The 25,031-nt window shown below is 43.5% G+C and carries 15 protein-coding genes; 8 read left to right on the forward strand and 7 right to left on the reverse strand.

Translation table 11 applies throughout. The features are described from left to right. Positions 1 to 81: 81 nt before the first annotated feature. The 4 genes from gyrB to dnaA all read right to left on the reverse strand — a co-directional run bounded on the left by gyrB (position 82) and on the right by dnaA (position 6,171). Positions 82 to 2,499, reverse strand: a complete 2,418-nt coding sequence (gene gyrB, locus L865_RS0111670) for a DNA topoisomerase (ATP-hydrolyzing) subunit B (protein ID WP_028773403.1) — start codon at positions 2,497 to 2,499, stop codon at positions 82 to 84. Between the two features lie 16 nt (positions 2,500 to 2,515). Beyond that, positions 2,516 to 3,598: a DNA replication/repair protein RecF gene (gene recF, locus L865_RS0111675; protein WP_028773404.1), complete on the reverse strand. Its 1,083-nt coding sequence runs from the start codon at positions 3,596 to 3,598 to the stop codon at positions 2,516 to 2,518. A gap of 70 nt (positions 3,599 to 3,668) precedes the next feature. Beyond that, positions 3,669 to 4,769, reverse strand: coding sequence for a DNA polymerase III subunit beta (dnaN, locus tag L865_RS0111680; protein ID WP_028773405.1), 1,101 nt, complete (start codon positions 4,767 to 4,769; stop codon positions 3,669 to 3,671). Between the two features lie 19 nt (positions 4,770 to 4,788). Further along, positions 4,789 to 6,171: a chromosomal replication initiator protein DnaA gene (gene dnaA, locus L865_RS0111685; RefSeq protein WP_028773406.1), complete on the reverse strand. Its 1,383-nt coding sequence runs from the start codon at positions 6,169 to 6,171 to the stop codon at positions 4,789 to 4,791. A gap of 444 nt (positions 6,172 to 6,615) precedes the next feature. On the opposite strand from dnaA, the gene rpmH reads away from it, so the two are divergent. From rpmH to L865_RS0111700, 6 genes are all read left to right on the forward strand, one after another. Next, complete coding sequence (gene rpmH, locus L865_RS25055) at positions 6,616 to 6,753, forward strand: 50S ribosomal protein L34 (RefSeq protein ID WP_037469963.1); 138 nt, start codon at positions 6,616 to 6,618, stop codon at positions 6,751 to 6,753. Between the two features lie 18 nt (positions 6,754 to 6,771). Beyond that, complete coding sequence (rnpA, locus tag L865_RS25060) at positions 6,772 to 7,128, forward strand: ribonuclease P protein component (RefSeq protein WP_084632523.1); 357 nt, start codon at positions 6,772 to 6,774, stop codon at positions 7,126 to 7,128. Next, positions 7,095 to 7,349 (forward strand): membrane protein insertion efficiency factor YidD, encoded by a 255-nt coding sequence (gene yidD / locus L865_RS25065; RefSeq protein ID WP_084632524.1) that lies wholly within the window; start codon positions 7,095 to 7,097, stop codon positions 7,347 to 7,349. Before rnpA ends, yidD begins: the two co-directional genes overlap by 34 nt. 3 nt (positions 7,350 to 7,352) lie before the next feature. Continuing rightward, positions 7,353 to 8,981 carry a membrane protein insertase YidC gene (gene yidC / locus L865_RS0111690; RefSeq protein WP_028773407.1) on the forward strand — a complete coding sequence of 543 codons (1,629 nt, stop codon included), beginning with the start codon at positions 7,353 to 7,355 and terminating at the stop codon, positions 8,979 to 8,981. A gap of 97 nt (positions 8,982 to 9,078) precedes the next feature. Continuing rightward, positions 9,079 to 10,440, forward strand: coding sequence for a tRNA uridine-5-carboxymethylaminomethyl(34) synthesis GTPase MnmE (mnmE, locus tag L865_RS0111695; RefSeq protein ID WP_028773408.1), 1,362 nt, complete (start codon positions 9,079 to 9,081; stop codon positions 10,438 to 10,440). 247 nt (positions 10,441 to 10,687) lie between these two features. Continuing rightward, positions 10,688 to 10,984 (forward strand): DUF6916 family protein, encoded by a 297-nt coding sequence (locus L865_RS0111700; RefSeq protein ID WP_028773409.1) that lies wholly within the window; start codon positions 10,688 to 10,690, stop codon positions 10,982 to 10,984. Positions 10,985 to 11,001: 17 nt separating this feature from the next. Here the strand turns inward: L865_RS0111700 and L865_RS0111705 are convergent, their stop codons facing one another. Next, a complete protein-coding gene (locus tag L865_RS0111705; RefSeq protein ID WP_028773410.1) occupies positions 11,002 to 11,493 on the reverse strand; it encodes a GNAT family N-acetyltransferase in 492 nt (163 codons plus the stop codon). 81 nt (positions 11,494 to 11,574) lie between these two features. On the opposite strand from L865_RS0111705, the gene L865_RS0111710 reads away from it, so the two are divergent. Further along, positions 11,575 to 12,114, forward strand: coding sequence for a phage tail protein (locus L865_RS0111710; RefSeq protein ID WP_028773411.1), 540 nt, complete (start codon positions 11,575 to 11,577; stop codon positions 12,112 to 12,114). A gap of 70 nt (positions 12,115 to 12,184) precedes the next feature. Beyond that, positions 12,185 to 21,220, forward strand: a complete 9,036-nt coding sequence (locus L865_RS0111715) for a tandem-95 repeat protein (protein ID WP_028773412.1) — start codon at positions 12,185 to 12,187, stop codon at positions 21,218 to 21,220. Between the two features lie 474 nt (positions 21,221 to 21,694). Here the strand turns inward: L865_RS0111715 and L865_RS0111720 are convergent, their stop codons facing one another. Both L865_RS0111720 and L865_RS23635 read right to left on the reverse strand, forming a co-directional pair. Continuing rightward, positions 21,695 to 24,094: a helicase-related protein gene (locus L865_RS0111720; protein WP_245608427.1), complete on the reverse strand. Its 2,400-nt coding sequence runs from the start codon at positions 24,092 to 24,094 to the stop codon at positions 21,695 to 21,697. A gap of 120 nt (positions 24,095 to 24,214) precedes the next feature. Then, complete coding sequence (locus L865_RS23635) at positions 24,215 to 24,910, reverse strand: sulfotransferase family protein (RefSeq protein WP_051484575.1); 696 nt, start codon at positions 24,908 to 24,910, stop codon at positions 24,215 to 24,217. Positions 24,911 to 25,031 lie beyond the last annotated feature (121 nt).

Raw genomic sequence — 25,031 nt, forward strand, 5'->3', positions numbered from 1 at the left:
TCGCAAAGCGCAATGACCTTAGCGATAGAGACAAAAAAGCCCCAGACAATGCTGAGGCTTTTAGATTGCTATCGAACGAGACTATACGTCTAAGTTCGCCACATTAAGTGCATTTGACTCGATAAAGTCGCGGCGAGGTTCAACTTGATCACCCATTAAGCAGGTAAATAGCTGATCAGCACCAATGGCATCTTCAATGGTTACTTTCAACATGCGGCGCGACTCAGGATCCATGGTCGTCTCCCAAAGCTGCTCTGGGTTCATCTCACCCAATCCTTTATAACGTTGAATATACAAACCGCGCTTAGAATCGCTCATTAACCAGTTTAGGGCTTCAACAAACGATGTCACTTCTTTAACGCGCTCACCACGTTTAACATAACCGCCCTCTTCAATCAGGCCGTCTAGCGCTTCAGCAAGCTTAGTCATGCGCTCGTAATCGCTTGAGTTTAAGAAGTCGTACGAGAACAAGTAGTGCGTGTCGATACCGTGTTTACGAATGGTAATTTTAGGTACATAGACTTGACGCTCTGCATCTAGGAAAGCTTCTGCGCTAAAGATAAAGCCACCAGACTCAGCTTCTGTTAATGCCGCAACGTAATGATCACACCACTGCTTAACCTTAGCTTCGTCAGTCATCAGCTCGTTAGTCAATGCTGGCTGATAAAGCATACGCTCAGTTAGCATCAGCGGGAAGCGCTGCTCTAAACGATCAAAAATAGCTTCCACTTCACGGTACTGGTAAACCAACTTCTCTAGTGGCGCACCTGACATTGCCGGTGCATCTTGAGATGCATGGATTTCACCACCGTCTAACGCAAGGTTAGTCAGGTATTCGGTTAACGCAGGATCATCTTTCAAGTACTGCTCCTGCTTACCTTTCTTCACTTTATAAAGTGGTGGCTGAGCAATGTAGACAAAACCACGCTCAATCAACTCAGGCATTTGACGGAAGAAGAAGGTCAATAGCAAGGTACGAATGTGCGAGCCATCGACGTCAGCATCGGTCATGATGACGATGTTATGGTAACGTGTTTTATCTGGATCATATTCGTCACGACCAATACCACAGCCCAGTGCAGTAATCAGCGTTGCCACTTCTTGTGACGACAGCATCTTGTCGAAACGGGCTTTTTCTACGTTAAGAATTTTACCTTTCAATGGCAAAATAGCTTGATTCTTACGATTACGACCCTGCTTAGCACTACCGCCCGCAGAGTCACCCTCCACTATGTATATTTCAGACAGCGCGGGGTCTTTTTCTTGGCAATCAGCCAGTTTACCGGGCAGGCCACCTAAATCTAACGCACCTTTACGGCGTGTCATTTCACGGGCTTTGCGCGCCGCTTCACGGGCACGAGCGGCGTCGATAATCTTACCAACAATCAACTTAGCCTCAGCTGGATTTTCTAATAAATAGTCACCCAGTTTTTCACCCATGGTCTGTTCGACCGCAGATTTTACCTCACTAGATACCAGCTTATCTTTGGTTTGCGAGCTGAACTTAGGATCCGGCACTTTAACTGAAATAACCGCTGTTAAGCCTTCACGAGCATCATCACCTGTGGCACTAGTCTTACCTTTCTTATTGAAGCCTTCACGCTCCATATAAGCATTAAGGTTACGGGTAAGGGCACTACGGAAACCCGCTAAGTGAGTACCACCATCACGCTGAGGAATATTGTTAGTAAAACAAAAAATGTTTTCCTGGAAGCCATCATTCCACTGCATTGCGACTTCAACGGTAATGCCATCTTCGCGCTCTTGATTAAAGTGAAAAACTTCTTTATTCACCAAAGTTTTATTCACATTCAGATAGTCAACGAACGCGCTGATACCACCTTCATATTTAAAGAACTCGTCTTTGTTATCTCGCTCATCAACCAAGCGAATACCAACACCTGAGTTAAGGAACGATAATTCACGAACACGCTTAGCAAGAATATCAAAATGAAATAACGTGTCAGTGAAAGTTTCATGGCTTGGCCAAAAACGAATAACCGTACCCGTTGTGGTTGAGTCACCCACAGGCTTAATTGGCTCATTTGGCTCACCCATAGTGTAAAACTGCTCATAAACCTTGCCGTCACGACGAATAGTTAATTGCAGCTTTTCTGATAATGCGTTTACAACCGACACACCCACGCCGTGCAAGCCGCCTGATACTTTATAAGAGTTATCATCAAACTTACCACCGGCGTGCAGTACCGTCATAATGACCTCTGCCGCTGATACCCCTTCTTCAGGGTGAATAGCAACCGGAATACCACGACCATCATCGGATACTGATACCGAATTATCGGCATGAATGGTAATGGTGATATCACTACAATGACCAGCTAATGCTTCATCGATAGAGTTATCGACCACTTCGAATACCATGTGATGCAGACCCGTACCATCGTCGGTGTCACCAATATACATCCCCGGTCTCTTTCTTACCGCATCAAGGCCTTTTAAAACCTTAATGCTCGAAGAATCGTAACTATTCTCTGACATATTATTCTCTCGTCGGTTATTCAATTACCGTGACACGCCCGTGTTCCACATGAAACACTTTTGTTGGCGGCGTATTCAACGAATCTACTATTGCTGCTGGCTCAATGGCCGTTACCAAGATCTGTGCGCCAGTATCTGTTAACTGTTGTAGCAGCAACTGCCTGTGCTTTGCATCCAATTCCGATGGCAAATCATCCACCAGATAAATACTATTTTTATCTATTTGTTGTTTTAGCAACTTTCCCTGTGCGATGCGCAGTGCACACACTAATAGTTTTAACTGCCCTCGGGACAAGGCATCCTGCACGGGTAGTGTGCCAACTCGCAACCGTAAATCGGCTTTGTGCGGCCCGCTACTGGTATGTCCCGCTGCTAAATCTCGGGAATATTGTGTCTGCAATAACTGCTGATAATCAGTTTTGCTATCCCATCCTCGCGTAAAGGAAACTGTAACATTTATTTGAGGTAAAAACTCTTCGATTATACCCTTAAGTCGTTCATTTAACGAGTCTACATATTGCTTACGAATGTCGGTGACCGTTTGCGCATATCGTACTAACTCTTTATCCCAAAATTGAATTTGTTCATAGCTAGCTTGGTTCTTAAGCAACTGATTTCTTTGCTTTAAAATTCTCTTGGCATTGGCCCATGCATGATGAAAGCTAGGGTCTGAATGAAATGCACCCCAGTCGATAAACTGTCGCCTAGATTTAGGCCCTTCAAAAAGTAGTGAAAAACTCTCGGGCGTGATGACTTGAATAGGCAAAGTTTCCGCTAAAGTGGCTAATCTTTTGACCCGGTCACCATTAATTTTTACTTCTGACTCGCCTGAACGCAATCGCCTAAAACCTATTTTGTAATCGCGACTATCATTGATGAGATTGGCAAATAACGTCAGCTTTTGCTGATTGTTTTGAATCACTCGTTGCGATAAGTGACTACGAAAAGAACGCCCCATTCCCAAGAAATAGACTGCTTCTAAGATACTGGTCTTGCCGCTACCGTTGTGGCCATATATCAAATTGATACCACTGCCCAACTGTAAGCTGGCAGTGTCGATATTGCGAAAGGTTTCTATATGAAGACGAGTTAGACTCATTACTGCTCGATATTGTTCACTAAACTAACAGAGTAGATGCAGTAACCAGCTACCGTATCTACTCATCAATTTAGAGACGCATTGGCATTACCACGTACATTGAATCTTCTTCGACGTGATTTTCAATTAATGCACTGGAATTACCGTCAATCAAGGTAATACGCACATCATCTGATGGTAAATTATTCAGCACATCGAGTAAGTAGCTCACGTTGAAGCCGATCTCTAACGGTGTGTTTTCATACTCAACATCTAAAATTTCTTCCGCTTCTTCCTGCTCAGGGTTATTGGCGGTAATTTTAATTAAGTTGTTTTCCAACTGTACCCGCACACCGCGAAACTTCTCGTTAGACAGGATTGATGCTCTTAATAATGCCTGCTTAAGATGATTGCGACTGGCAATAACGATCTTGTCGCCACCTTTTGGCAGTACCCGGCGATAATCAGGAAAACGGCCATCGACCAACTTACTGGTAAATACCGCATTTTGTGTCGTCGCACGAATGGCGCTGTCACCAATGGCAATCGTGACATCAAACTCTTCACCTTCGAATAAACGTTGCAGTTCAATCACGCCTTTTCGTGGCACAATAACCTGCTTTTCTGGCAGTGCTTCTTCAATAGTGCGATGACTAAGAGCTAATCGATGTCCATCAGTGGCAATCGCACGCAAAATATTATTCTCTGTCTCAAATAATAAGCCGTTAAGGTAATAGCGCACATCTTGGTTAGCCATCGAAAACTGTGTCGCGTCGATGAGTGATTTTAGCGTGCCTTGCTTAATCGTAAATTCGATTTCAGCCTGAAACGCTTCAACATTGGGATACTCTTCTGCCGGCAAGGTCGCTAACGTAAACCGACTACGACCAGAGCGCAGCAACAAGCGATTTTCTTGCTGCTCAATTTTTAATTCAACTTGATCGGGCAACGACTTGACAATATCGAGGAATTTTTTTGCCGGCACCGTGGTCTTGCCTTCTACGACTTCGCCCTCAAGAGGTGCTTGCCCTACAAGTTCGACTTCCAAATCGGTGCCAGTTAATTTTAGTGAGTGACCACTTACTTCAACTAAAAGGTTTGCCAGAATAGGCAAGTTATGTCTTCTCTCCACCGCTCCACTAACAAGTTGAAGCGGCTTTAATAGGGCATCCCTATCAATTGAAAATTTCATCAGTTTCAATTTCCCAGATTTATGAAGATAACGTTCGTATCAAGTTAGCATAATCTTCTTTAATGTCATGACTTTCTTCACGCAACTGGGCAATTTTACGACAAGCGTGTAATACCGTTGTGTGGTCACGACCCCCAAATGCATCGCCAATTTCAGGCAAGCTTTGGTTTGTGAGTTCTTTTGATAATGCCATGGCCATCTGTCTTGGTCTCGCAACACTACGAGAACGACGCTTAGACAACATATCTGCCATTTTAATTTTATAGTATTCAGCCACCGTTTTTTGAATATTATCTATGGTGACTAACTTTTCTTGCAATGCCAGCAAATCACGCAATGCTTCTCGTACAAAATCAATGGTAATGGGTCTACCTGTGAAGTTAGCATTAGCAATCACGCGGTTCAATGCCCCTTCAAGCTCACGGACGTTAGAACGCAAACGTTTAGCAATGAAGAATGCCACTTCATCGGGTAAGTTGATGCCACTCTCTTGCGCCTTACGCATCAAAATCGCCACTCGGGTTTCTAGCTCCGGTGGTTCAATCGCCACTGTAAGCCCCCAACCAAAACGAGATTTCAGACGATCTTCAACACCATCAATCTCTTTCGGGTACCGATCAGAGGTCAAAACGATCTGATGGTTTCCTTCTAGCAATGCATTAAACGTATGAAAAAACTCTTCTTGAGATCGGTCTTTGTTGGCGAAAAATTGAATATCATCAATAAACAGTGCATCGACACTGCGATAGTAGCGCTTAAACTCTTCGATAGCGTTGTTTTGCAGTGCCTTAACCATGTCTTGCACAAAACGCTCTGAGTGCATGTACACGACTTTGGCATTGGGGTTGTTCTTAATAATGCCATTACCGACCGCATGTAATAAGTGGGTCTTACCTAAACCGGTACCACCATAAAGGAACAACGGGTTGTAAGCACCACCAGGATTTTCCGACACTTGCAATGCCGCCGCTTTACCCAGTTGGTTCGATTTACCCTCAACGAAGTTATCAAACTGATAGGTCGGGTTGATGTTACTTCGATGATTGGTGCTCACAGGCGCTTCGCTGCCACTATTAAAGCTAGGCTTTTTCATCGACTTAGCAGAAGCTGGCGCAGCAGGTTTGTTCGCAGCAGCAGGTGCAACGGTGCTTGCAGTGGGACGGCTACCAATATCAAAACGTAGCTTTGGCGCATCACTGCCCATCTGCTCAGTAAAGAACTGATTGATAATATTAATGTATTTATCTCGAACCCAATCTAATACAAACCGATTAGGAGCGTAAAGGATAAGAGTATCTCCATCCATTTCGGCTTGTAATGGTCTGATCCACATACTAAATTGCTGAGCAGAAAGCTCATCTTGTAGTCGCCCAATACATTGCTGCCAAAGTGAAACCGCCACGTACTTATCCCCAAAAGATCATACAAAGAGAGCTATTCTATAGTGAGAAAGCAATGATCGCTATCCTTAAAATAGATTTATCCCCAGTTAGATCATCTTTATTTCATCACCAAGATCGAAAAGGATCATTACCGATCAATTATTTTACCAAAACCTGCAAACAGCGCTTTATAAAGCGATCCAGATCGATCTATAATTAGCGCCTTTCGATCAGCTAAAAGTCGACTAGATCCACAAGATGTAGTGTCCATTCACAGAGTTATCCACATTTTGTGGTAGCTTTACTGAAACTGAGAGAAAAATTTATCGGCAGATTTTGTCCACTTGTTGGTTTTGCTTATTGACGAGCATAATTAAAGTGATTACAATTCGGCCTCTTTTTTGCCCTTACCTCTAATTTTTAGAGATAAGGATTGTTAACTACTACAAAGACGGATTGCCACAATGAGTAAACGTACTTTTCAACCAAGCAACCTGAAGCGCAAGCGTTCTCACGGCTTCCGCGCTCGCATGGCGACAGTAAATGGCCGTAAGGTATTGGCTCGCCGCCGTGCCAAGGGTCGTGCTCGCCTTTCTGCTTAATTTTAAGTAGAAGATCAGGTGACTAGCTACACCTTTACGCGGGAGTTACGTCTGTTAACTCCCGCGCAATTTAAATCTGTATTCTCCAATCCCATCAAAGCTTCTTCAGCTGAAATAACCTTACTTGCTATACCTAACTCAGAGCAACATCCACGCATTGGATTAACCGTTGCAAAACGTTTTGTAAAGAAAGCCCCTCAGCGAAACAGAATAAAGCGTATAATTCGTGATAACTTTCGTCGACATCAGCATGAATTGCCGCCGATAGATATAGTTGTTCTGGTCAGAAATGGCGTAGTTGATATGGAAAACGCAGAATTACACAAACTGGTAGAAAAGCTATGGCGAAAAATTTCTCGCCGTTACAATGGCTAGCAACCACGTTAATTCGTGGCTATCAAACCTTTATCAGTCCTATGATGGGACCGAAGTGTCGCTTTCACCCTACATGTTCGCATTATGCAATTGAAGCAATTCAAGTGCACGGATTTGTGAAAGGGAGTTGGTTTGCAGTGAAACGCGTATTAAAATGTCACCCTTTGCATCCGGGCGGAGAAGATCCCGTCCCCCAAAAAAACAACAGGTGTAATAAATAGGCTATGGAATCTCAACGCAATATATTGCTTATTGGTTTGCTATTTGTCAGCTTTTTGCTGTGGCAACAATGGCAAGCAGATAAAGCTCCACAACCCGTTGCAACTGAAAGCTCAGTCGCAGCTTCAACCCCTACAGATTCTTACAGCGCTGATGTACCAGACGCCGATGCAGGCCTTCCTGCTGCGGTTGCAGCCTCTAAAGAGTTAATTACCGTTACCACTGATCAATTACAAATTAAGATCAACCCTATGGGTGGTGACATTGTTTACTCTGCACTTGTCGAGCATAAGAAAGAGCTAGATAGTGATGAATCATTTGTTTTGCTTGAGCAGAGCAAAGACATTGAATATATCGCCCAAAGTGGTCTGATTGGTCGTAACGGCATTGATAGTAGTGCTCGTGGCCGTGCTCACTTTGACAGTGCATCACGCGATTACACGATGGCTGAAGGTCAAGAGACTTTAGAAGTACCACTGACCTATGTTGCCGATAATGGTGTCACCTATACTAAGGTGTTTATCTTACATCGCGGCCAATTTAACATTGATGTTGATTACCGTATCAATAACACCTCAGCTGAACCGCTACAGGTGCAAATGTATGGTCAAATCAAGCACAGTATCAAGAAAAGCGAAAGCAGCATGATGATGCCAACTTATCGTGGCGCAGCTTTCTCAACCCAAGATACTCGCTACGAAAAGTACAGCTTTGAAGATATGGCTGACCGCAACCTAGATAAACGTACACTAGGCGGCTGGGCAGCAATGTTGCAACACTACTTTGTATCAGCCTGGGTACCACCAGCAAATGATCAGAACATTATCTTCTCTAGCATCAGTGCCGGCGGCCTAGCCAATATTGGTTTCCGTGGTGCAGTGTATGATATTGCACCAGGTGAAAGCCGTGAAATTGGTGCACAGTTCTACGTAGGACCAAAAGATCAAGCAGCCCTATCAGCGTTGTCTGATTCACTCAACCTAGTAGTGGATTATGGATTCCTTTGGTGGTTAGCCGTACCAATTTACAAACTATTGATGTTCTTCCAGTCATTAGTTACTAACTGGGGTATTGCTATTATCCTTATTACGCTAACCGTTCGTGGTATTTTATATCCGCTAACCAAAGCGCAATACACCTCAATGGCCAAAATGCGCAACCTGCAGCCTAAGCTTCAAGACTTAAAAGAACGCTTTGGTGATGACCGTCAAAAGATGGGTCAGGCAATGATGGAACTGTACAAGAAAGAGAAAGTGAACCCGATGGGTGGCTGTCTTCCAATCTTGCTACAGATGCCTATTTTCATCGCGCTATACTGGGTACTACTAGAAAGTGTTGAATTACGTCACGCTCCATTCATGTTATGGATTGACGATTTATCAGTACAAGATCCTTACTATGTCATGCCTATTTTAATGGGTGTATCTATGTTTATTATGCAAAAGATGCAACCAATGGCACCGACTATGGATCCAATGCAGGTGAAGATGATGCAGTGGATGCCAGTGGTATTTACGGTATTCTTCCTGTGGTTCCCTGCCGGTCTAGTTCTATACTGGTTAGTCGGTAACTTAGTTGCGATTGCTCAGCAAAAGATCATTTATGCTGCGCTGGAGAAAAAAGGCTTAAAATAAGCTTTAAACTCTAATATGAAAGCGGCTAGATACCTTGGTATTAGCCGCTTTTCTGTTTTAGTAACCCGCATTAGCTTTTTATTTAGGAAACACATTAATGACAACAGATACCATAGTGGCACAAGCGACAGCACCTGGTCGTGGCGGTGTAGGCATTATTCGTATCTCTGGTGACAAAGCCAGTGATGTTGCTATGGCCGTCCTTGGCCACTTACCTAAACCTCGGTATGCCGATTATTGTGATTTCAACCATCAAAATGGCGATGTGATCGATCAAGGTATTGCCTTGTTCTTTAAAGGGCCCAATTCATTCACTGGTGAAGATGTATTAGAACTTCAGGGCCATGGTGGGCAGATAGTACTTGATATGCTGATAAAGCGTGTCATGGAGGTTGACGGCCTTCGTATTGCTAAACCTGGTGAGTTTAGTGAACAAGCTTTTATGAACGACAAGCTCGACCTTACCCAAGCAGAAGCCATAGCAGATTTAATTGATGCGACCAGCGAACAAGCTGCGAAAAGTGCCTTGCATTCAATGCAAGGTGAGTTTTCTACTCAAGTTCATGATCTAGTAGAAAAAGTGACCAACTTACGCTTATACGTAGAGGCCGCAATAGATTTCCCCGATGAAGAAGTCGATTTTTTATCAGATGGTAAAATTGCAGGTTCGCTCAATGGCATCATCGGCCAACTTGATGATGTTCAGCGCAGTGCTAAACAAGGTGCCATCATTCGAGAAGGCATGAAAGTGGTTATTGCCGGTCGCCCTAATGCCGGTAAATCTAGCTTGCTCAATGCCCTTGCAGGTAAAGAGTCAGCCATTGTCACTGAAATTGCCGGCACCACACGCGATGTACTCAGAGAGCATATTCACCTCGACGGTATGCCACTGCATATTATCGATACCGCCGGTTTGCGTGATACGACAGACACCGTTGAACAAATCGGCATTGAACGAGCTTGGAGCGAAATTGAAACTGCAGATCAGGTGTTGTTCATGGTTGATGGCACAACGACAAATGCTGTGAATCCCCATGAAATTTGGCCAGATTTTATTGACCGTTTACCAGCCAACCTAGGCGTCACCGTAGTGCGCAACAAAGCAGATTTAACCGGTGAACCTATGGCAGCCAGTCAAGAAGATGGCCAACATGTATTTAGGTTATCAGCCAAAACGGGACTGGGTGTCGATGAGCTGAAAAACCATTTAAAGTCGCTAATGGGTTATCAAAGTAACCTCGAAGGTGGGTTTATTGCGCGTCGCCGCCATTTAGAAGCCTTAGATCTTGCCACCAGCCATTTACTACTAGGCAAAGAGCAGTTAGAAGTCTATCAAGCGGGGGAATTACTGGCTGAAGAGTTACGAATGACCCAGTTAGCATTGTCTGAAATAACAGGTAAATTTACTTCAGATGACCTATTAGGAAAAATATTTAGCTCTTTCTGTATCGGTAAATAATTACTCTAGGGTCATTAATTTAGTAATGCCCCTTTTAATCCTATATATAAGATTTATATCTCTTTATATTCCTCTCCTGAATATAGAACTAAAGATGGAAAAACCCTTCGCTATATTGCAATAAATTCCTTCCCCACCTATGTTAAGCAAAGTTCAAAAAATGAACTAGACTAAAGGCTAGTTATTAGGTGATTAGATTAAATCTTTTCACTGACTCATAAGGACACTTCAGGTTACGGACAACAAAATGGATAATATAGAGCTATTTAATTATGGTGTTTTATCAAACTTAATTGGCGAATCAATTCAAGTCAGTGATGAACACAATAATCAAATCACGGTAAAAATAGCTAGCATTGATACCGCTATAGGCCACTCGGCAGAGGGCGAATGCTTTAATCTGCGCCTCAAGGATGATAAAGCGAATCAAATCCCCCAAGGCACCTATACCTTTTTCCATCCTGATTTTGGTCAACAACAACTATTCTGTAGTGCAACCTCAGCCCATGACTATGAAATAATCATCAACAGGCGACAATTATAATGTTTATTTACAAACAGTTAATTATCTGGCTGCCACTGCATGAGCAAATAAACATCATCGGTTTGCGATTTAAACTTAAACCCCAAACGCTCATAAAGATGTCTAGCCGGATTATTTCGTTCAACATGAATGGTTACACAGCGCTGAGAGGATTTTGCTTGATCAAATAGTTGCTGAAAATAATAACTAGCAATGCCCTTATTTCTATATTCAGGTAATAAGGAAATATCGACAACTCGAATATCATCATGCCGATATTCGACAAACAAACGACCAATTGGTTGAGATTGATAAAAAATAATATTAAAAGAATCAGCACAGTAATGCTGACAATAATAATCATACTGAGCAGAAAACTGCTGAGTTAAAAACTGAGTTAACTGAGTTTCTGGCCAATTGGCGGCTTGAAACTCATCACGCCTAACAGTGATGTAAAGGCGAGTTAAAAAAGACAGATCGGCATCGCTATGTTGTTTGAGTTTTAGTGCTGCTAACTGTAAATGACTCATGTTATGGAAGACGTCCTGTCAGATAATGATAGTTCCTAACATATTCAGCTAATTAAAAAAGTTCAAGTTTAGGAGTTAACAATGTCAGAACCATTCATTGGTGAAATTAAAATGGTCGGATTTAATTTTGCCCCACGTTCATATTCACTTTGTGATGGACAACTACTTGCCATTTCACAAAATACCTCACTCTTTTCTCTCATAGGTACCATCTATGGTGGAGACGGACGCACAACATTTGCTTTACCCGATTTACGTGGTAGAGCTCCCATCCATCAGGGTCATGGCCCTGGTTTAAGTAGTCGCCAAATTGGTCTCAATACGGGTACAGAAACCAATCAGCTCAATGCCAATCAAATGCCTAGCCATAACCATGAGACTAAGTTTGAAGCGGTAGAAGCTGAAGGAACGAGCCAAGTTCCTGTTGCTGGTTATAACCTTGCAAAAACCAGCAGCGGCTTAACCGGAGTAAACAGTTATAGCAATGCCACACCAACAGTAGCCTTAAATTCTAAGGCGACTCTCAATGCTGGACGCGGCGATGCGGTTAACAACATGCAACCTGTCACTACGGTTAACTTTGTTATTGCAATGCAAGGACTCTATCCATCGCGTAACTAAAAATGTGTTAACATTGCTGCAACATGGCCAGAGTAATATCTGGCCACTTTAGTATAGAAAGGACTTGAAGATGCTAAAAAATATAACAAAATTCACCATAAGTAGCTTAATGTTTTTTGCTATTCAATTTCCTATCTATGCCAGCGTTTATGACTTTGAAGCCGGTGTGACAGGTATCGGCACTACAACTATTACCAGTACCGTAGACGGCGTCACCATTACCCTAAAGAGCAACAATGACACATGGCTGACAGGCGATAACGGAAATCAAGCAGGAACCTCTGTCAATGTTGTCGCGATTGACCAAAGCGCCGGCGCGACTCAAGTTTCTGTGAGTTTCAGTTCCCCTGTTACTCTTTCAGGTATGCAGACAACCGACCTATTTTGGACGATAAACTCGCTAACGTTTACCCCCACAGATGGGAGTGGCAATAACATTTTTACCGATAACAATGGCGGCTCTTCATGGGGTAATAATGTCAACGGTCACAATATCTCTTTTGCCAGCTGGAGCTTACCAACAACCTCCTTCAATATAACCGCTGACACATCGCAAGCCAGCAATATCATGGCATTGGTCTTAGATACCATTGTTTTTGTCGAAGCACCGACCAATACCCCGCCAACCATTGCTAACTTTAATGGTGATAGTTTTACCTATAGTGAAGGGGATAGTGCAGAAGTTATCGATCAAGGGACTGCATTAACCATCGCTGATAGCGATAGTTCCGATTTTGATACCGGTAATATCACAGTGACTATCACCTCCGGCGAAGATGCAGCTGAAGATATCCTATCTATCGATACTAGTGGAGTAGTCTCCTTACAAGGCAGTACTGCCGGTAGCAATGTATCTATTAGCGGAACAGTAGTTGGCACCTTGGCCAATAACATAGCAGCGGGCAATGATTTTGTTATTAATTTAAATTCAGCTGCCACAGCGGCTAGAGTAATGGGTTTATCGCGGGCGCTTACCTATTTTAACTCCGACAATGACAACCCAACCACAGGCGCAAGAAATCTGCGAATGACTGTTGATGATGGCGACGGAGGAGTGTCAATCAATTCCGATATCACCGCAACCGTAGTGCGTGTTAATGATAACCCCGTAATCAATAATTTAGCTGGCGACACACTTAACTATGACGAAGATGATGGCAAACAAAATATCGATATCAGTGCCAATGCTAGCGTCACTGATGTTGACTCTACTAATTTTAATACCGGTAGCTTAACCGTCACAATCCCTACCAATAAAGACGCCAGCGAAGACATTCTAGGATTTGATAACAGTGTAACCACTGCAGGTACAGCAGGAGCGACGGTCAGTGTCGGTGGGACCAACATAGGTACATTAAGTAACAATATTGCCGAAGGCAATGACTTAGTTGTCTCCTTTAACAGTGCTTCTACACCCGCGTTAATTCAAGCGCTAGTGCGGGCTATCACTTATGAAAACAGTGATAATTTAGCACCAACCGAGTCAACCAGAACTATCCGCTTACTATTACTTGATGGTGATGGTGGCAGCAGTGGTAATATTGACACCAGCGTAACAGTCAGCGCCATCAACGATTTGCCAGTGGGAACAAGTCAGGTATTAACCCCTAATGAGGGCCAAGCGCTATCTATCACTACAGCAAATTTTGGCTACAGCGATCCTGAAGGCGATACACTCAACTTAGTCACCATTGTGGCCGCACCTGCCAGTGGTGATTTATGGCTTGATACCGACGGTAACGGAAGTATTAATGGCGCAGAATCAGCGCTGATGAACAATGCCACCATAAGTAAAGCTAACCTCGATGCTGGACAATTAAAATACTTTGCCAATGGAAGCGCCAGTTCGAGTTTCAGTTTTAATGTCAACGATGGTACTAATGACGCAGCCGGCAATAACACCATTACCCTTTCGGTTAACCCACAGCCGACAGTCACCATTAACCAAGCAAGCGGCCAAGCTGATCCAACAAATTCCGCCTCAGTGTTATTTGATGTGGTATTCAGTGAATCGGTCACTGGATTTGTTAGCAGCGATATATCTTTAAGTGGCGATGTAACAGCAACCGTTACCAACCTAGCAGGATCGGGGACAACCTATATTGCTACTGCCACTATCAGCGCGGGACAAGGTGATATCGTAGCCACTGTAGCTAGTGATGTTGCAACCGCAAGCTCTGGCGCATTAAATAAAGCCAGCACTAGCACCGATAACACAGTTGAGTTTGATAATGTCGCTCCTAGTGCACCAACTGCGCTTGATTTACTCGCAAGTTCAGATACAGGCACGAGTGACAGTGACAATATTACCAATGATACATCACCGACTGTGAGTGGCAGCGGTGAGAGCGATGCCACAATAACATTGTTTAGTGATTTAGACGGTAACAATAGTCTTAATGGTGTAGAGCCATCAATCACCGCTAATGTTACCGCTAATAGTTGGTCAGCAACATTAGCAGGGCTAAGCAGTAGCGATCCAAATACTCTACATAACCTCAAAGCATTTCAAACGGATCCCGCAGGGAATATATCTGCTGTGAGCTCTGCTTTAGCGATGACTTTAGACAATACATTACCGACTGGGCATACCGCAGCGATATCGACCACACCGATTAACAGCAGCAATGAAAATGCCTTAGCTTTTACACTCAATAGTGCTGAAGTGGGCGCCGCATATAGTTACACCATTAGCAGCAGTGGTGGCGGTACGGCTGTAACCAATCTAGGTACAATTTCCAGTACAACAGAATCATTTAACAACCTTGATGTTGCAGGTTTAGCTGACGGCACATTAACTGTGAGCGTTTTACTAACCGATATGGCCGGTAATATAGCCAGTGCGGTTACCGATACGGTTGAGAAGGATACCCAGCTACCGTCAGGGCATAGTGTCACCATAGACCAATCCCCCATTGTTGCCGCCAATGCCAATGCGGTGAGTTTTACGTTTAACGCAGCTGAAATAACCGCAACCTATCTGTATAGCTTTTCTAGCAGTAATGGGGGCACTCCCGTTACTGGTACAGGCAGTATTAGCCAAACTAATCAACAAATTAGCGCCATTGATTTATCCGCACTTGCCGATGGTCAAATCAGTTTAAGCGCCACTTTAACTGATGCAGCAGGAAATCAGGCGCTAGCAGTGACTGATACAGTAAGCAAAGATGCATTAGGGCCGGTTGTCACAGATGTCAGCCTCAATACCGGTGCATTAAGCGTGAGTGATACTGTCATTGCAACTATCACCTTTGACGACATAGTGCAGTTATCAGATCTCACCCCGACTGTCGCATTGGATATAGGTGGTGCTTCTCGCACAGCAAGCTACGCAAGTGGAAACAACTCCACTCAACTAGTATTTCATTACGATGTCGTTGCCGGCGACAATGACAGTGATGGAGTGACAGCACAATCAATCACCACTAATACCGCAACAATGACAGATGCTAATGGTAACGCCGCAATATTGAGCTTTACTGCCTTTATGGAACCGAACTTGATTGTTGATACCACAGCGCCAAATGCTGCCGCGCCGACTTCAACAGCGCAGACACTCAATGCCGATACCATTACCCTATCTCAGTCGAATTATGCCGAAAACGGCATAACAATTGTCGCCCTAGCAGATGCAAACCAAGATGGTAATGCTGATAACAGCACCGCTTTAGCCACTGATGTCGTATCTACTGGTAATTGGTCGCTGACATTGCCGCTAACCCAAGATGCTAGTAATTACTTCGTGTTACGCGCTCAAGATAACGCTGGCAATAGCAGTGATATCGCAGTAGGTGATTATCTTGAAGATTCAACAGCGCCTGCGGTGCCAGTGGTTAGCTCTCCAATTACGACGACCTATACGCAAAATATAGTGCTCGATATCACCGGCACCCATAGCGAAAATGGTATAACCGTCGGGTTATATGCTGATAGCGATAATAACGGTATTGCAGATAATAGTAGCGTGATAGCCAGTGATATTGTCAGTGGCAATAGTTTTACTATTACGACTAACTTAACTGACAACAGTAACAATGATTTCGTTATTCTAGCCAATGACAGTGCCGGCAATAACAGTACCGCTGTCGCCCTAGTTACAATAGTGCATGACAACACAGCCCCTACAGCAACTGTTGATATATTAACAACGAGTCTCAACAATCCGCCTATAGCGGGTACCTTAACTGACACGGGCGGCTTAGCAAGCTTAACTTACACCCTCAGTGATGGTAGCAATAATTTTGGTCCCTACACACCAGATACAATAAATGATATCAATTCTGGTAACTGGAAAGATAACGCCACCGACGACTCATTAGCCGATGGCAGCTATGATATAGAAATATCCTTAACCGACTTAGCTGGCAATACAGCGACGGTAAATGAAACCGATGTACTCAACATTGACTCTACATCACCACAAGGCTACAGCGTTGCAATCGAACAGTCTCGTATCGATGCGAACAATGAAACTGCACTCAGCTTCATTATCAGTGATGGTGAGCTGGGAAATCAGTATGACTATTCGATTTCTGATGGCAGTATCTCGGTATCTGGTAGCGGCACTATTAGCTCTACGAGTGAAACTGTGACCAATGTTGATGTCAGTACCCTGGCTGAAGGCACACTCACATTAAGCTTGAGCTTGACGGATACGGCCAACAATACCGGCGAACCAACAACCGCTAGTGTTGATAAAATTTACAATATCGCACCAACGATAAATCAAGGTAATAGTGTATCGGTCACTATAAGCGAAGATAATAGCCCTACTAGCTTTAACCTGACTCTCGATGCTAGCGATATTGATAACAACCCACTTTCTTGGTCTATTGTTACCAATGCAAATAATGGCAATGCCACAGTTAACGGTAGCAATAGCCAAGCTACGGTTAATTACACGCCAAATACAAACTACTTTGGTACCGACAGCTTTAATGTTCAAGTGAGTGATGGAGCACTCACCGATGTAATAACGGTTAATGTCACCATCAACTCAGTTAATGATTCACCAACAATCAGTGGTACCCCAAATAACACTATTAGTGAAGGCAGTAATTACCTGTTTATTCCAACGATAGAGGATATCGATAGCAATAGCTTTACGTTAAGTATTAATAGTCTACCAAGCTGGCTTAGTTTTAACCCAACCACTGGTCAGCTAAGCGGTACACCGAATAACTCCGATGTGGGCAGTTACGCAAACCTTATCATTTCAGTCACTGACAATGACGGTGCTAGTGCCACGTTATCACCATTTAGTATCACAGTTATAAACGTCAACAATGCTCCTGTTCTTTCTGGTAACCCTGTCACCAGTATCAACGAAGGTAGTATTTATAGCTTTACACCGGTGTTAAATGATGTTGATCAAGGAGATACCCATCTGTTTGCGATGAGTAATCTACCAAGCTGGCTAAGTTTTAACACAGCTACAGGGCAACTCAGCGGCACACCAGATAATGAAGATGTGGGCAGTTACGCAAACCTTATCATTTCAGTCACTGACAATGACGGTGCTAGTGCCTCATTGCCTCCTTTCACTATCACCGTAGTCAATGTTAATGAAGCCCCAGTCATTTCTGGTTCGCCAAATTTATCAGTATTAGTAGGTGAAGCTTATAGCTTTACACCACATGCGGCTGATAGCGATACCGACGACACATTAAGCTTTAGCATCGCTAATAAGCCGTCATGGTTAAATTTCAATACTACAACAGGTGCACTAACTGGGGTTCCTACAGCTGAAAATGTGGGTACTAGTTTACCGATAACCCTAACCGTCAGTGATGGCGAATTAAGTGCAACATTAGCGAGCTTTAACATTGAGGTTATTGCAGTAAACCGTGCGCCAACCACTAACAATTATGGCCTAACACTAGCGGAAGATAGTAGCTTAGCAATAACCCCTCGGGCTACAGATGAAGATGGCGATCCATTAAGCTATCGCTTAGTGACCCCACCGCAGCACGGTGAATTACAAAGTAATGGCCAAGTTTGGCTCTATCAACCAGAAGCAGACTACAACGGCCAAGATAGCTTTGAATTTACAGCCAGTGATGGTGAGTTTGAATCTCAAGTTGCCACAGTGACTTTAACTATCTCAGCGGTTAACGATGCACCGGTAGCAATTGTCGATAACCTATCGTTCTCACAAAATGAGGCTAACCAATACAGCTTAAATGTATTAAGCAATGATTATGATGTAGATGGTGATGAGTTATCGATAGTTAACGCATCGGTGGATGTGGGTACAGTGACGATTGAAGATAACCAGCTGGTTTATCAAGCCATAGCCGGTATTCAAGGTAGCATTAATATCCAATATATGATCAGTGATGGCAGCAAACAAACCGCACAAACAATCGCCACATTCAGTCTAGGTGATGCGGATAATAGCAACCTGCCGACGTTAACTTTACCCGATGATATTGAAGTTGATTCACAACGCTTGTTTACCCGTATAGATGTTGGCTTTGCCACGGCTGTAGACAGTAATGGCAACCCTATTGCGGTCAAACAACTCAATAAACGCTTATATTTTCCACCAGGTCATCACCAGGTATATTGGCAAGCTGAAGATAGCCAGGGTAATGTGGTCACCGCAGCACAAAGTGTAAAGGTCAATCCAATAATTTCATTGGGCAAGAACGCCTTTAGCGCTGAAAATACGCGATATACCGCACGGGTATTCCTCAATGGCTTAGCACCACAGTATCCGTTAACTATCCCCTATACAGTATCAGGCTCATCGGACGCTGGAGACCACAACCTCGTGCACGGCGAGTTAGTGATAAGTAGTGGCCAGACAGGGGAAATAATGGTCGATGTATTTGCTGATGGCGAACAAGAGATTGACGAAACCTTAGTTATAACACTAGACGAATCACTTAACCTTGGTGGTCAATCAAGCTTCACTTTGACTATAACAGAGAACAATATAGCGCCAGATGTACAGCTATTAGTGAGCCAAAATGGTCAACAGCGACATAAGATTGTTGCATCAGATGAGCTCGTGACTATTGATGCCACTGTTTTCGATAGTAATACCGAAGACAGCCATCATTTGGCTTGGCAAAGTGACGCTGATGCACTATTGAATCAAGCTACCGAAGCAAACCAATTTGTTTTCAGCAGTGCTGACTTAGCAGAAGGTGTCTACAAAATTAGCGTTACCGTAACTGATGATGCCGATGACAGTCTATCGACAACGGCGAGTGTATATCTTGAGCTTGTTGCCGAGTTACCACCGTTGGGCATGGCTGACAGTGATAATGACCTGGTTCCAGATCAACTTGAAGGCTATCAAGACAGTGATGCAGATGGAATCGCGGATTACCTTGACCACATCGCTGATTGCAATGTTCTGCAACAAGATCTCAGCTTAGGGAATTACTTCTTAAAAGAAACTGACCCTGGTTTATGTATCCGTAAAGGACAATACACTGCAAGTAACCAATCAGGTGGTTCGTTGCTCAACCAAGCAGAAGTGAGTAACCGTATTGATCAAGATGAACAAGCACAAAATGTTGGTGGCATATTTGACTTCATCATTTATGGACTACCTATTGCCGGCCAAAGTGCCCATGTAGTGATACCGCAACAACAACCATTGCCTAGTACAGCGGTATACCGTAAGTACTTTACTAACGCAGGTTGGGGTGACTTTATCACTGACAGCAACAACCTTGTTCACTCAGCCGCGGGTGAGCCTGGTTACTGCCCTCCTCCGCAACATGAAAGCTGGACAGAAGGTCTAACACGTGGTCATTGGTGCGTGCAGCTTACTATAGAAGATGGTGGTCCAAATGATGACGATGGCATCGCAAACGGTACTATTGTCGACCCAAGTGGAGTCGCGGTATCTAATCTCAATAACTCAGCGCCTATAGCCGTTGAAGATACAGTAGCCCTACTTGCGAACGAAACCATTAATATTGACGTATTGGCCAATGACACTGATGCAGACAATGACCAATTAAGCATAGTCAATGCCTCTGTCGACATAGGTTTGGTAGTCATTGAAAACGATCAGCTGATTTATACTGCAGCGGATGATTATCTCGGCCAAGCACTGATTAACTACAGTATTGATGATAATAATGGCGGTTCAGCTTACGCGACGGTTACCGTCACAATAAGCTCAAATACTCCACCCACTGCAAATGATGATGAAGCACAAACTGATGACCGCACCAATATTCATATTGATGTGTTAAACAACGATGTTGATGCAGAGAATGACGAGCTAACTATCATAAGTGCAAATGCAGAAATGGGTAGTGTATCGATTACCAGCAATAACCACATTTTGTATCAACCGCAATCGGGCTTTGAAGGAACTGACATAGTGCATTACACAATCAGCGATAGCGCCGGAGCGCAATCCAGTGCCCAAGTCACTGTAACCGTCACAGCTTATAAAGAAGTGATTGTTGAGTCTAAAAACTCTGGCGGGCAACTGGGAGGATTAAGTTTACTGTTGTTAGCTATGTTCTCGCTATGGCGCCATCGCAACAAGCTATCACTGATATTACTCTTATTACTATCACCTAAAGTCATTGCATCAGGCTGGTATGTTGATGCCGAACTGGGCTATAGCAGTGCTAATTTTGATCGGCCTCATACTAACGTAGCGACATTACTGACATTTGATAATACTGATTTAAGCTGGTCACTCGGTGTCGGCTACCAACTCAGCGATAATTGGAAAATCAGTGCTCGCTATATCGATTTAGGCAGTGCTTCAGCGCAATATAGTCTCGACACTTTAACACCAGATGCGCCCAGTGCATCATTGGACGCGGCAGCGCCAGTATTGGGTGACGGTTTAGGAATAGATGTACAGTACGCACTATGGCAGCATGAAGCTTTTTCCGCTTGGTTAATGCTTGGCGGATTTTATTGGCAATACGAAAACCAACTAAGTGTGATCGACAGTAATTTCATTAACCAACAAGAAGATGAGCAACTTGATCCCTACTTTGGCCTGGCAATGAGTTTTCCTATCACTCAGCATTGGCATTCAGGAATCTCCTTCAAGCGTTTTGCGTTACAACAAAATGATGTAGACAGCCTATATCTATCGGTTAGCTACTATTTCTAACAAGCTACAGTTCACTCAAGGCCAGCCGACAAAGCTTGGCCTTGAGCTTAAACCCGGTTATCAATAACCATTAAAAAACAACATTAAGTCGATCAAGCTTTCCTTACACATAAAACCAGTTTGATCCACCAAAAATGATCCGCACTAACAATTATAAAGATCTTAGTTTACTTTAACAGGCGATCCAACTAGCCGATCACAGTCAGATCTATCAACAAAGTTATCAACAAGCATATTGAATAAGTTCAGCAATACATCTCAGGTGAAAAAATTTGAATAAGTTACTGTATTAAATGTATATAAATCTTTAGTCCAACTATTTTGACACGCCGTTTCACATTTTTATGTTTATCTTTTAATAAAGTTATCCGCAGTCCCCCCTGCTAAATCACCATTTCCATGAAAGATAAATTTACACCACTAAGCATCAACAAAGACCCTGTAGAGCGTCTGTACAAAAACAGCCTGTAAATCCTAGTTAACCTCTATTACTCGACTTGCTTTACGATAGCTTATTCGCCAACCTTTCCACACTGGCAATTCCCATCGCTTTGGACCAGCTTTGCGGCCACCATCAGCGTAATGAACAATGATACGTTTGCTGGTGGCAATGTACTCAACCCGTAACTTTAAATCCGCTAAAGCCAAATTAAGAGGATATTTTTCATCAAACTCTTGTCGCTGCCAATCAGGAATGCCGTCAAACCGCAAATCTTGACAATCAATCAGTTCAATATCATCTAGCGTCTCAACACCTAAAGCTTGCAGCTTTTCTGGCAAGTAGCGACTAACCTCAATTGGCAACGCCTCTGGTTCGGCTAACCCTAGAGCAACATAAATATTCCAAGCATTAATATCGATTTGTAACTGCGGAAATAGACCTGGAAAAATCACCTCTGTTTCAATTTGTTTAACGATAGTCGAGATGACCTGCTCAGGCTCTGCAGCTTGCTGCCAGCTATCAATGACCCTTCCTGAAAAAACTCGCTCTACAGTCACTAAACCTTGATGCGATAACGAGCCATCTAAGTTCAACCTCGTTGTTCCCAAATGCGCTGCGGCCAAATGTGTAAGCGTAATAGGCGCCATACAGGTTGCAAGATTAATGGTCTGTTTACTGCCTTCACCAGGAAGAGAGAACTGATCAAACACAATTGCAGCTTGCGGCTGTGTGTCGGTTGCACCCAGTAGATCAAAACGACTATCGCGCGCAATCTGTACTTCGCTGTATCCATTACCAAGTGCTTGCTGGCGTTTAGCCCTGCGAATAAAGGCCATATCTGGCATTGCTTTCATTACTGACAATAACCAATTAGTTCGTATATCCTGGTGACTTAACAAGTCAATATTGCGGCAAGCCGCGGCTGGATCAGCAATACCAATCGCGCTGGAAATCTGTCGTGATAATAACTTAGCCTCTTCAAGTAAGGTCGCATCTACAGTTAACTCATCTAGCTTGCCTCCTCGAATCAGCTTTATCAGCAAATAGCCGTCACAACCAAAAGGTTCCCATTGTTTTAGCCGCGTTAACTCATACTCGCCTTTTGGTAATTGATATAAACGCCCTGCTACTGACAATCCGGCTGCGAGATCAATCATTAGCTCTCGGCTTATATCATCAGGCATAGCGGCAATTAAATGGGCGAACTGCGTATCTATAGGTAGAGGAAACAATCGTCGTCCGTGGGCAGTAATACTGCCTTGCGAGTCTATCGCGCCCATCGACAGCAATCGGTCGGTTGCTGATAACACAGACTTATCTGGAATCGGTTCCAAAAAATGTAATTGCTGCAGTGTGGTCGATACTGTTGCAGCAGCAAGCATGGGCTCAACCAAATCTTCCCGTTGTAAGTCTGCAGGCGTCAGCTTAATGAGTGGTGCATTTGCTCCCCACAAACGAATGCAAACTCCGGCTTGAATGCGGCCAGCACGCCCTAGCCTTTGCTCGCTACTCGCTTGAGATATCGCTTGTAGTGACAATACCGTACGACCATTTCTCTGCATTGTCCGACGTTCAAGTCCACTATCAACAACCGCTGTCACCCCCGGAATAGTAAGGGAAGTTTCTGCAACATTGGTTGCAAAAATAATCCGTTGTTGCGATGTTTCTGTGAGTGCCAACTGCTGCTCAGAAATATTAATCCCGCCATGCAAGCCAATACACCGCAATGCAGCGTTATCCTGCGCAAGACGCTGACACAGCTGCATACAAAGTTGGATCTCACGTTTACCAGGCAAAAACACCAAAATATCGCCTTGGGTTTCTATCAGTAACGATTCTACCGCGGTATAAACTCGTCCTTCTAACCCTTCTATGGAAGGTAAATGATGGCTTTCGCGTGCAAGATATCTAAGTTCCACGTGAAACCTTTTACCTTGTGCTAGCAGATGACAAACACTTTGATGATCGTCTTGCAAGTATTGGCAGATTTTAGCGGCATTGATAGTAGCAGAGGTGACCACTAAACGATGGCTATGGCGCTGCTTTAATATCGCCAATAATAAATCCGTATCCCATCGGCGTTCATGAAACTCATCTATCATCACAATTGCAAAATCTTGCATTGTAATATGAGTATCTACGTCATCAGTACTCGAAAGCCAACGTAAAGCAACACCTGGAGTGACAAAGGCGATATCGGTATCGGCCTCGATTGTCGATTCGAACCGAATACAATAGCCAACGTTAAGGTGAGTTTGCTGGCTAACAAAATCAGCCAATGCGATACAAGCCACGCGCCGCGGTTCAATAACCAATACTTTCGACTGATTTTTTTGTGATAAAAACTGCGCGCACCATAGCGGTAAACGCGTTGATTTACCGGAGCCAGTATCTGATTCCACAACCACATGATGGTGTTGTAAGGCAGACATAAATTGTGTCTGCACAACATCTATAGGTAAATTGCCCAAATTCACCATCAATACCCAAAGTATAAACTGTTGATAAGCATCATTTTAATCTGAAAAACTAGCCCTAAATTGATGAGCAAATTAGCCCTGTTTTAACCAAGGTAGTACAGCCGTATCAAACTGATAACTAAAATACTTACGCTTTAATAAGCCCGAAGCATGGCTACTAATCTTACTTTTATGTCGATATTCATCCCAACTCGCCACATGAGTTCCACGATTAACATGTGGCATTCTAATCGTTTTATTGAAATTACTACCGAATAGAAATTGTTGTAATCGCACCATGTCTGTTGCCTTGCTGACATCTATCTGAATAAAGTTGTCAACATAGGCTGATTGCTGCGCGTTAAAATAGTGACACACCTGCTGTTTATGGAATCGATAACACTGCTGCAGATGGAACTCATCAGTGGGATCATCACAATGTGATAAGCCAAAACAAGCTTCAAAACTTCGCTTCATCAACGGATGAAATCGGCCTGTTGTTGGCGCCAAATGAGGTAACATTTTTTTAAGTAACATCTGCATCGAGCAGACCCAAGCGGTAATATCGCGATCAAGATAAATAAACTTAGCCCGCGGATACAATTGGTGTAGTTGCTGATAATCACTAAAACAAGGCACATCAGAAACCACGTCGGCAAGCTCAAATGCTTGTTGGGTAAAAGCTTGATGAGCAACTTTGCACCCCATTTCGAGCAGGGCAATACTGATGCTGGTGGTTCCTGTGCGTGGTAAGCCAATCACAAAAACCTTTTCGTCTAAATGGAACATTTTAAGCTAGAACACCAGAAACCGTTGTAGTTTAATAAAAACCAAGCGTACCATGGCAACCTCAGAGCTTGTTAGCACCAAAAAGGTGAACTAATCATCTGTACAAGCCGTATATACTTGA

Origin of the sequence: Shewanella waksmanii ATCC BAA-643 (assembly GCF_000518805.1) — a bacterium.
GTDB classification, from domain to species: domain Bacteria; phylum Pseudomonadota; class Gammaproteobacteria; order Enterobacterales; family Shewanellaceae; genus Shewanella; species Shewanella waksmanii.

Excerpts from the sequence above, each read along its gene's own strand:
- gyrB (WP_028773403.1), bottom strand. The coding sequence starts at position 2,499 with ATGTCAGAGAATAGTTACGATTCTTCGAGCATTAAGGTTTTAAAAGGC.
- recF (WP_028773404.1), bottom strand. The coding sequence starts at position 3,598 with ATGAGTCTAACTCGTCTTCATATAGAAACCTTTCGCAATATCGACACT.
- dnaN (WP_028773405.1), bottom strand. The coding sequence starts at position 4,769 with ATGAAATTTTCAATTGATAGGGATGCCCTATTAAAGCCGCTTCAACTT.
- rpmH (WP_037469963.1), top strand. The coding sequence starts at position 6,616 with ATGAGTAAACGTACTTTTCAACCAAGCAACCTGAAGCGCAAGCGTTCT.
- yidD (WP_084632524.1), top strand. The coding sequence starts at position 7,095 with ATGGCGAAAAATTTCTCGCCGTTACAATGGCTAGCAACCACGTTAATT.
- yidC (WP_028773407.1), top strand. The coding sequence starts at position 7,353 with ATGGAATCTCAACGCAATATATTGCTTATTGGTTTGCTATTTGTCAGC.
- mnmE (WP_028773408.1), top strand. The coding sequence starts at position 9,079 with ATGACAACAGATACCATAGTGGCACAAGCGACAGCACCTGGTCGTGGC.
- L865_RS0111700 (WP_028773409.1), top strand. The coding sequence starts at position 10,688 with ATGGATAATATAGAGCTATTTAATTATGGTGTTTTATCAAACTTAATT.
- L865_RS0111705 (WP_028773410.1), bottom strand. The coding sequence starts at position 11,493 with ATGAGTCATTTACAGTTAGCAGCACTAAAACTCAAACAACATAGCGAT.
- L865_RS0111710 (WP_028773411.1), top strand. The coding sequence starts at position 11,575 with ATGTCAGAACCATTCATTGGTGAAATTAAAATGGTCGGATTTAATTTT.
- L865_RS0111715 (WP_028773412.1), top strand. The coding sequence starts at position 12,185 with ATGCTAAAAAATATAACAAAATTCACCATAAGTAGCTTAATGTTTTTT.
- L865_RS0111720 (WP_245608427.1), bottom strand. The coding sequence starts at position 24,094 with ATGTCTGCCTTACAACACCATCATGTGGTTGTGGAATCAGATACTGGC.
- L865_RS23635 (WP_051484575.1), bottom strand. The coding sequence starts at position 24,910 with ATGTTCCATTTAGACGAAAAGGTTTTTGTGATTGGCTTACCACGCACA.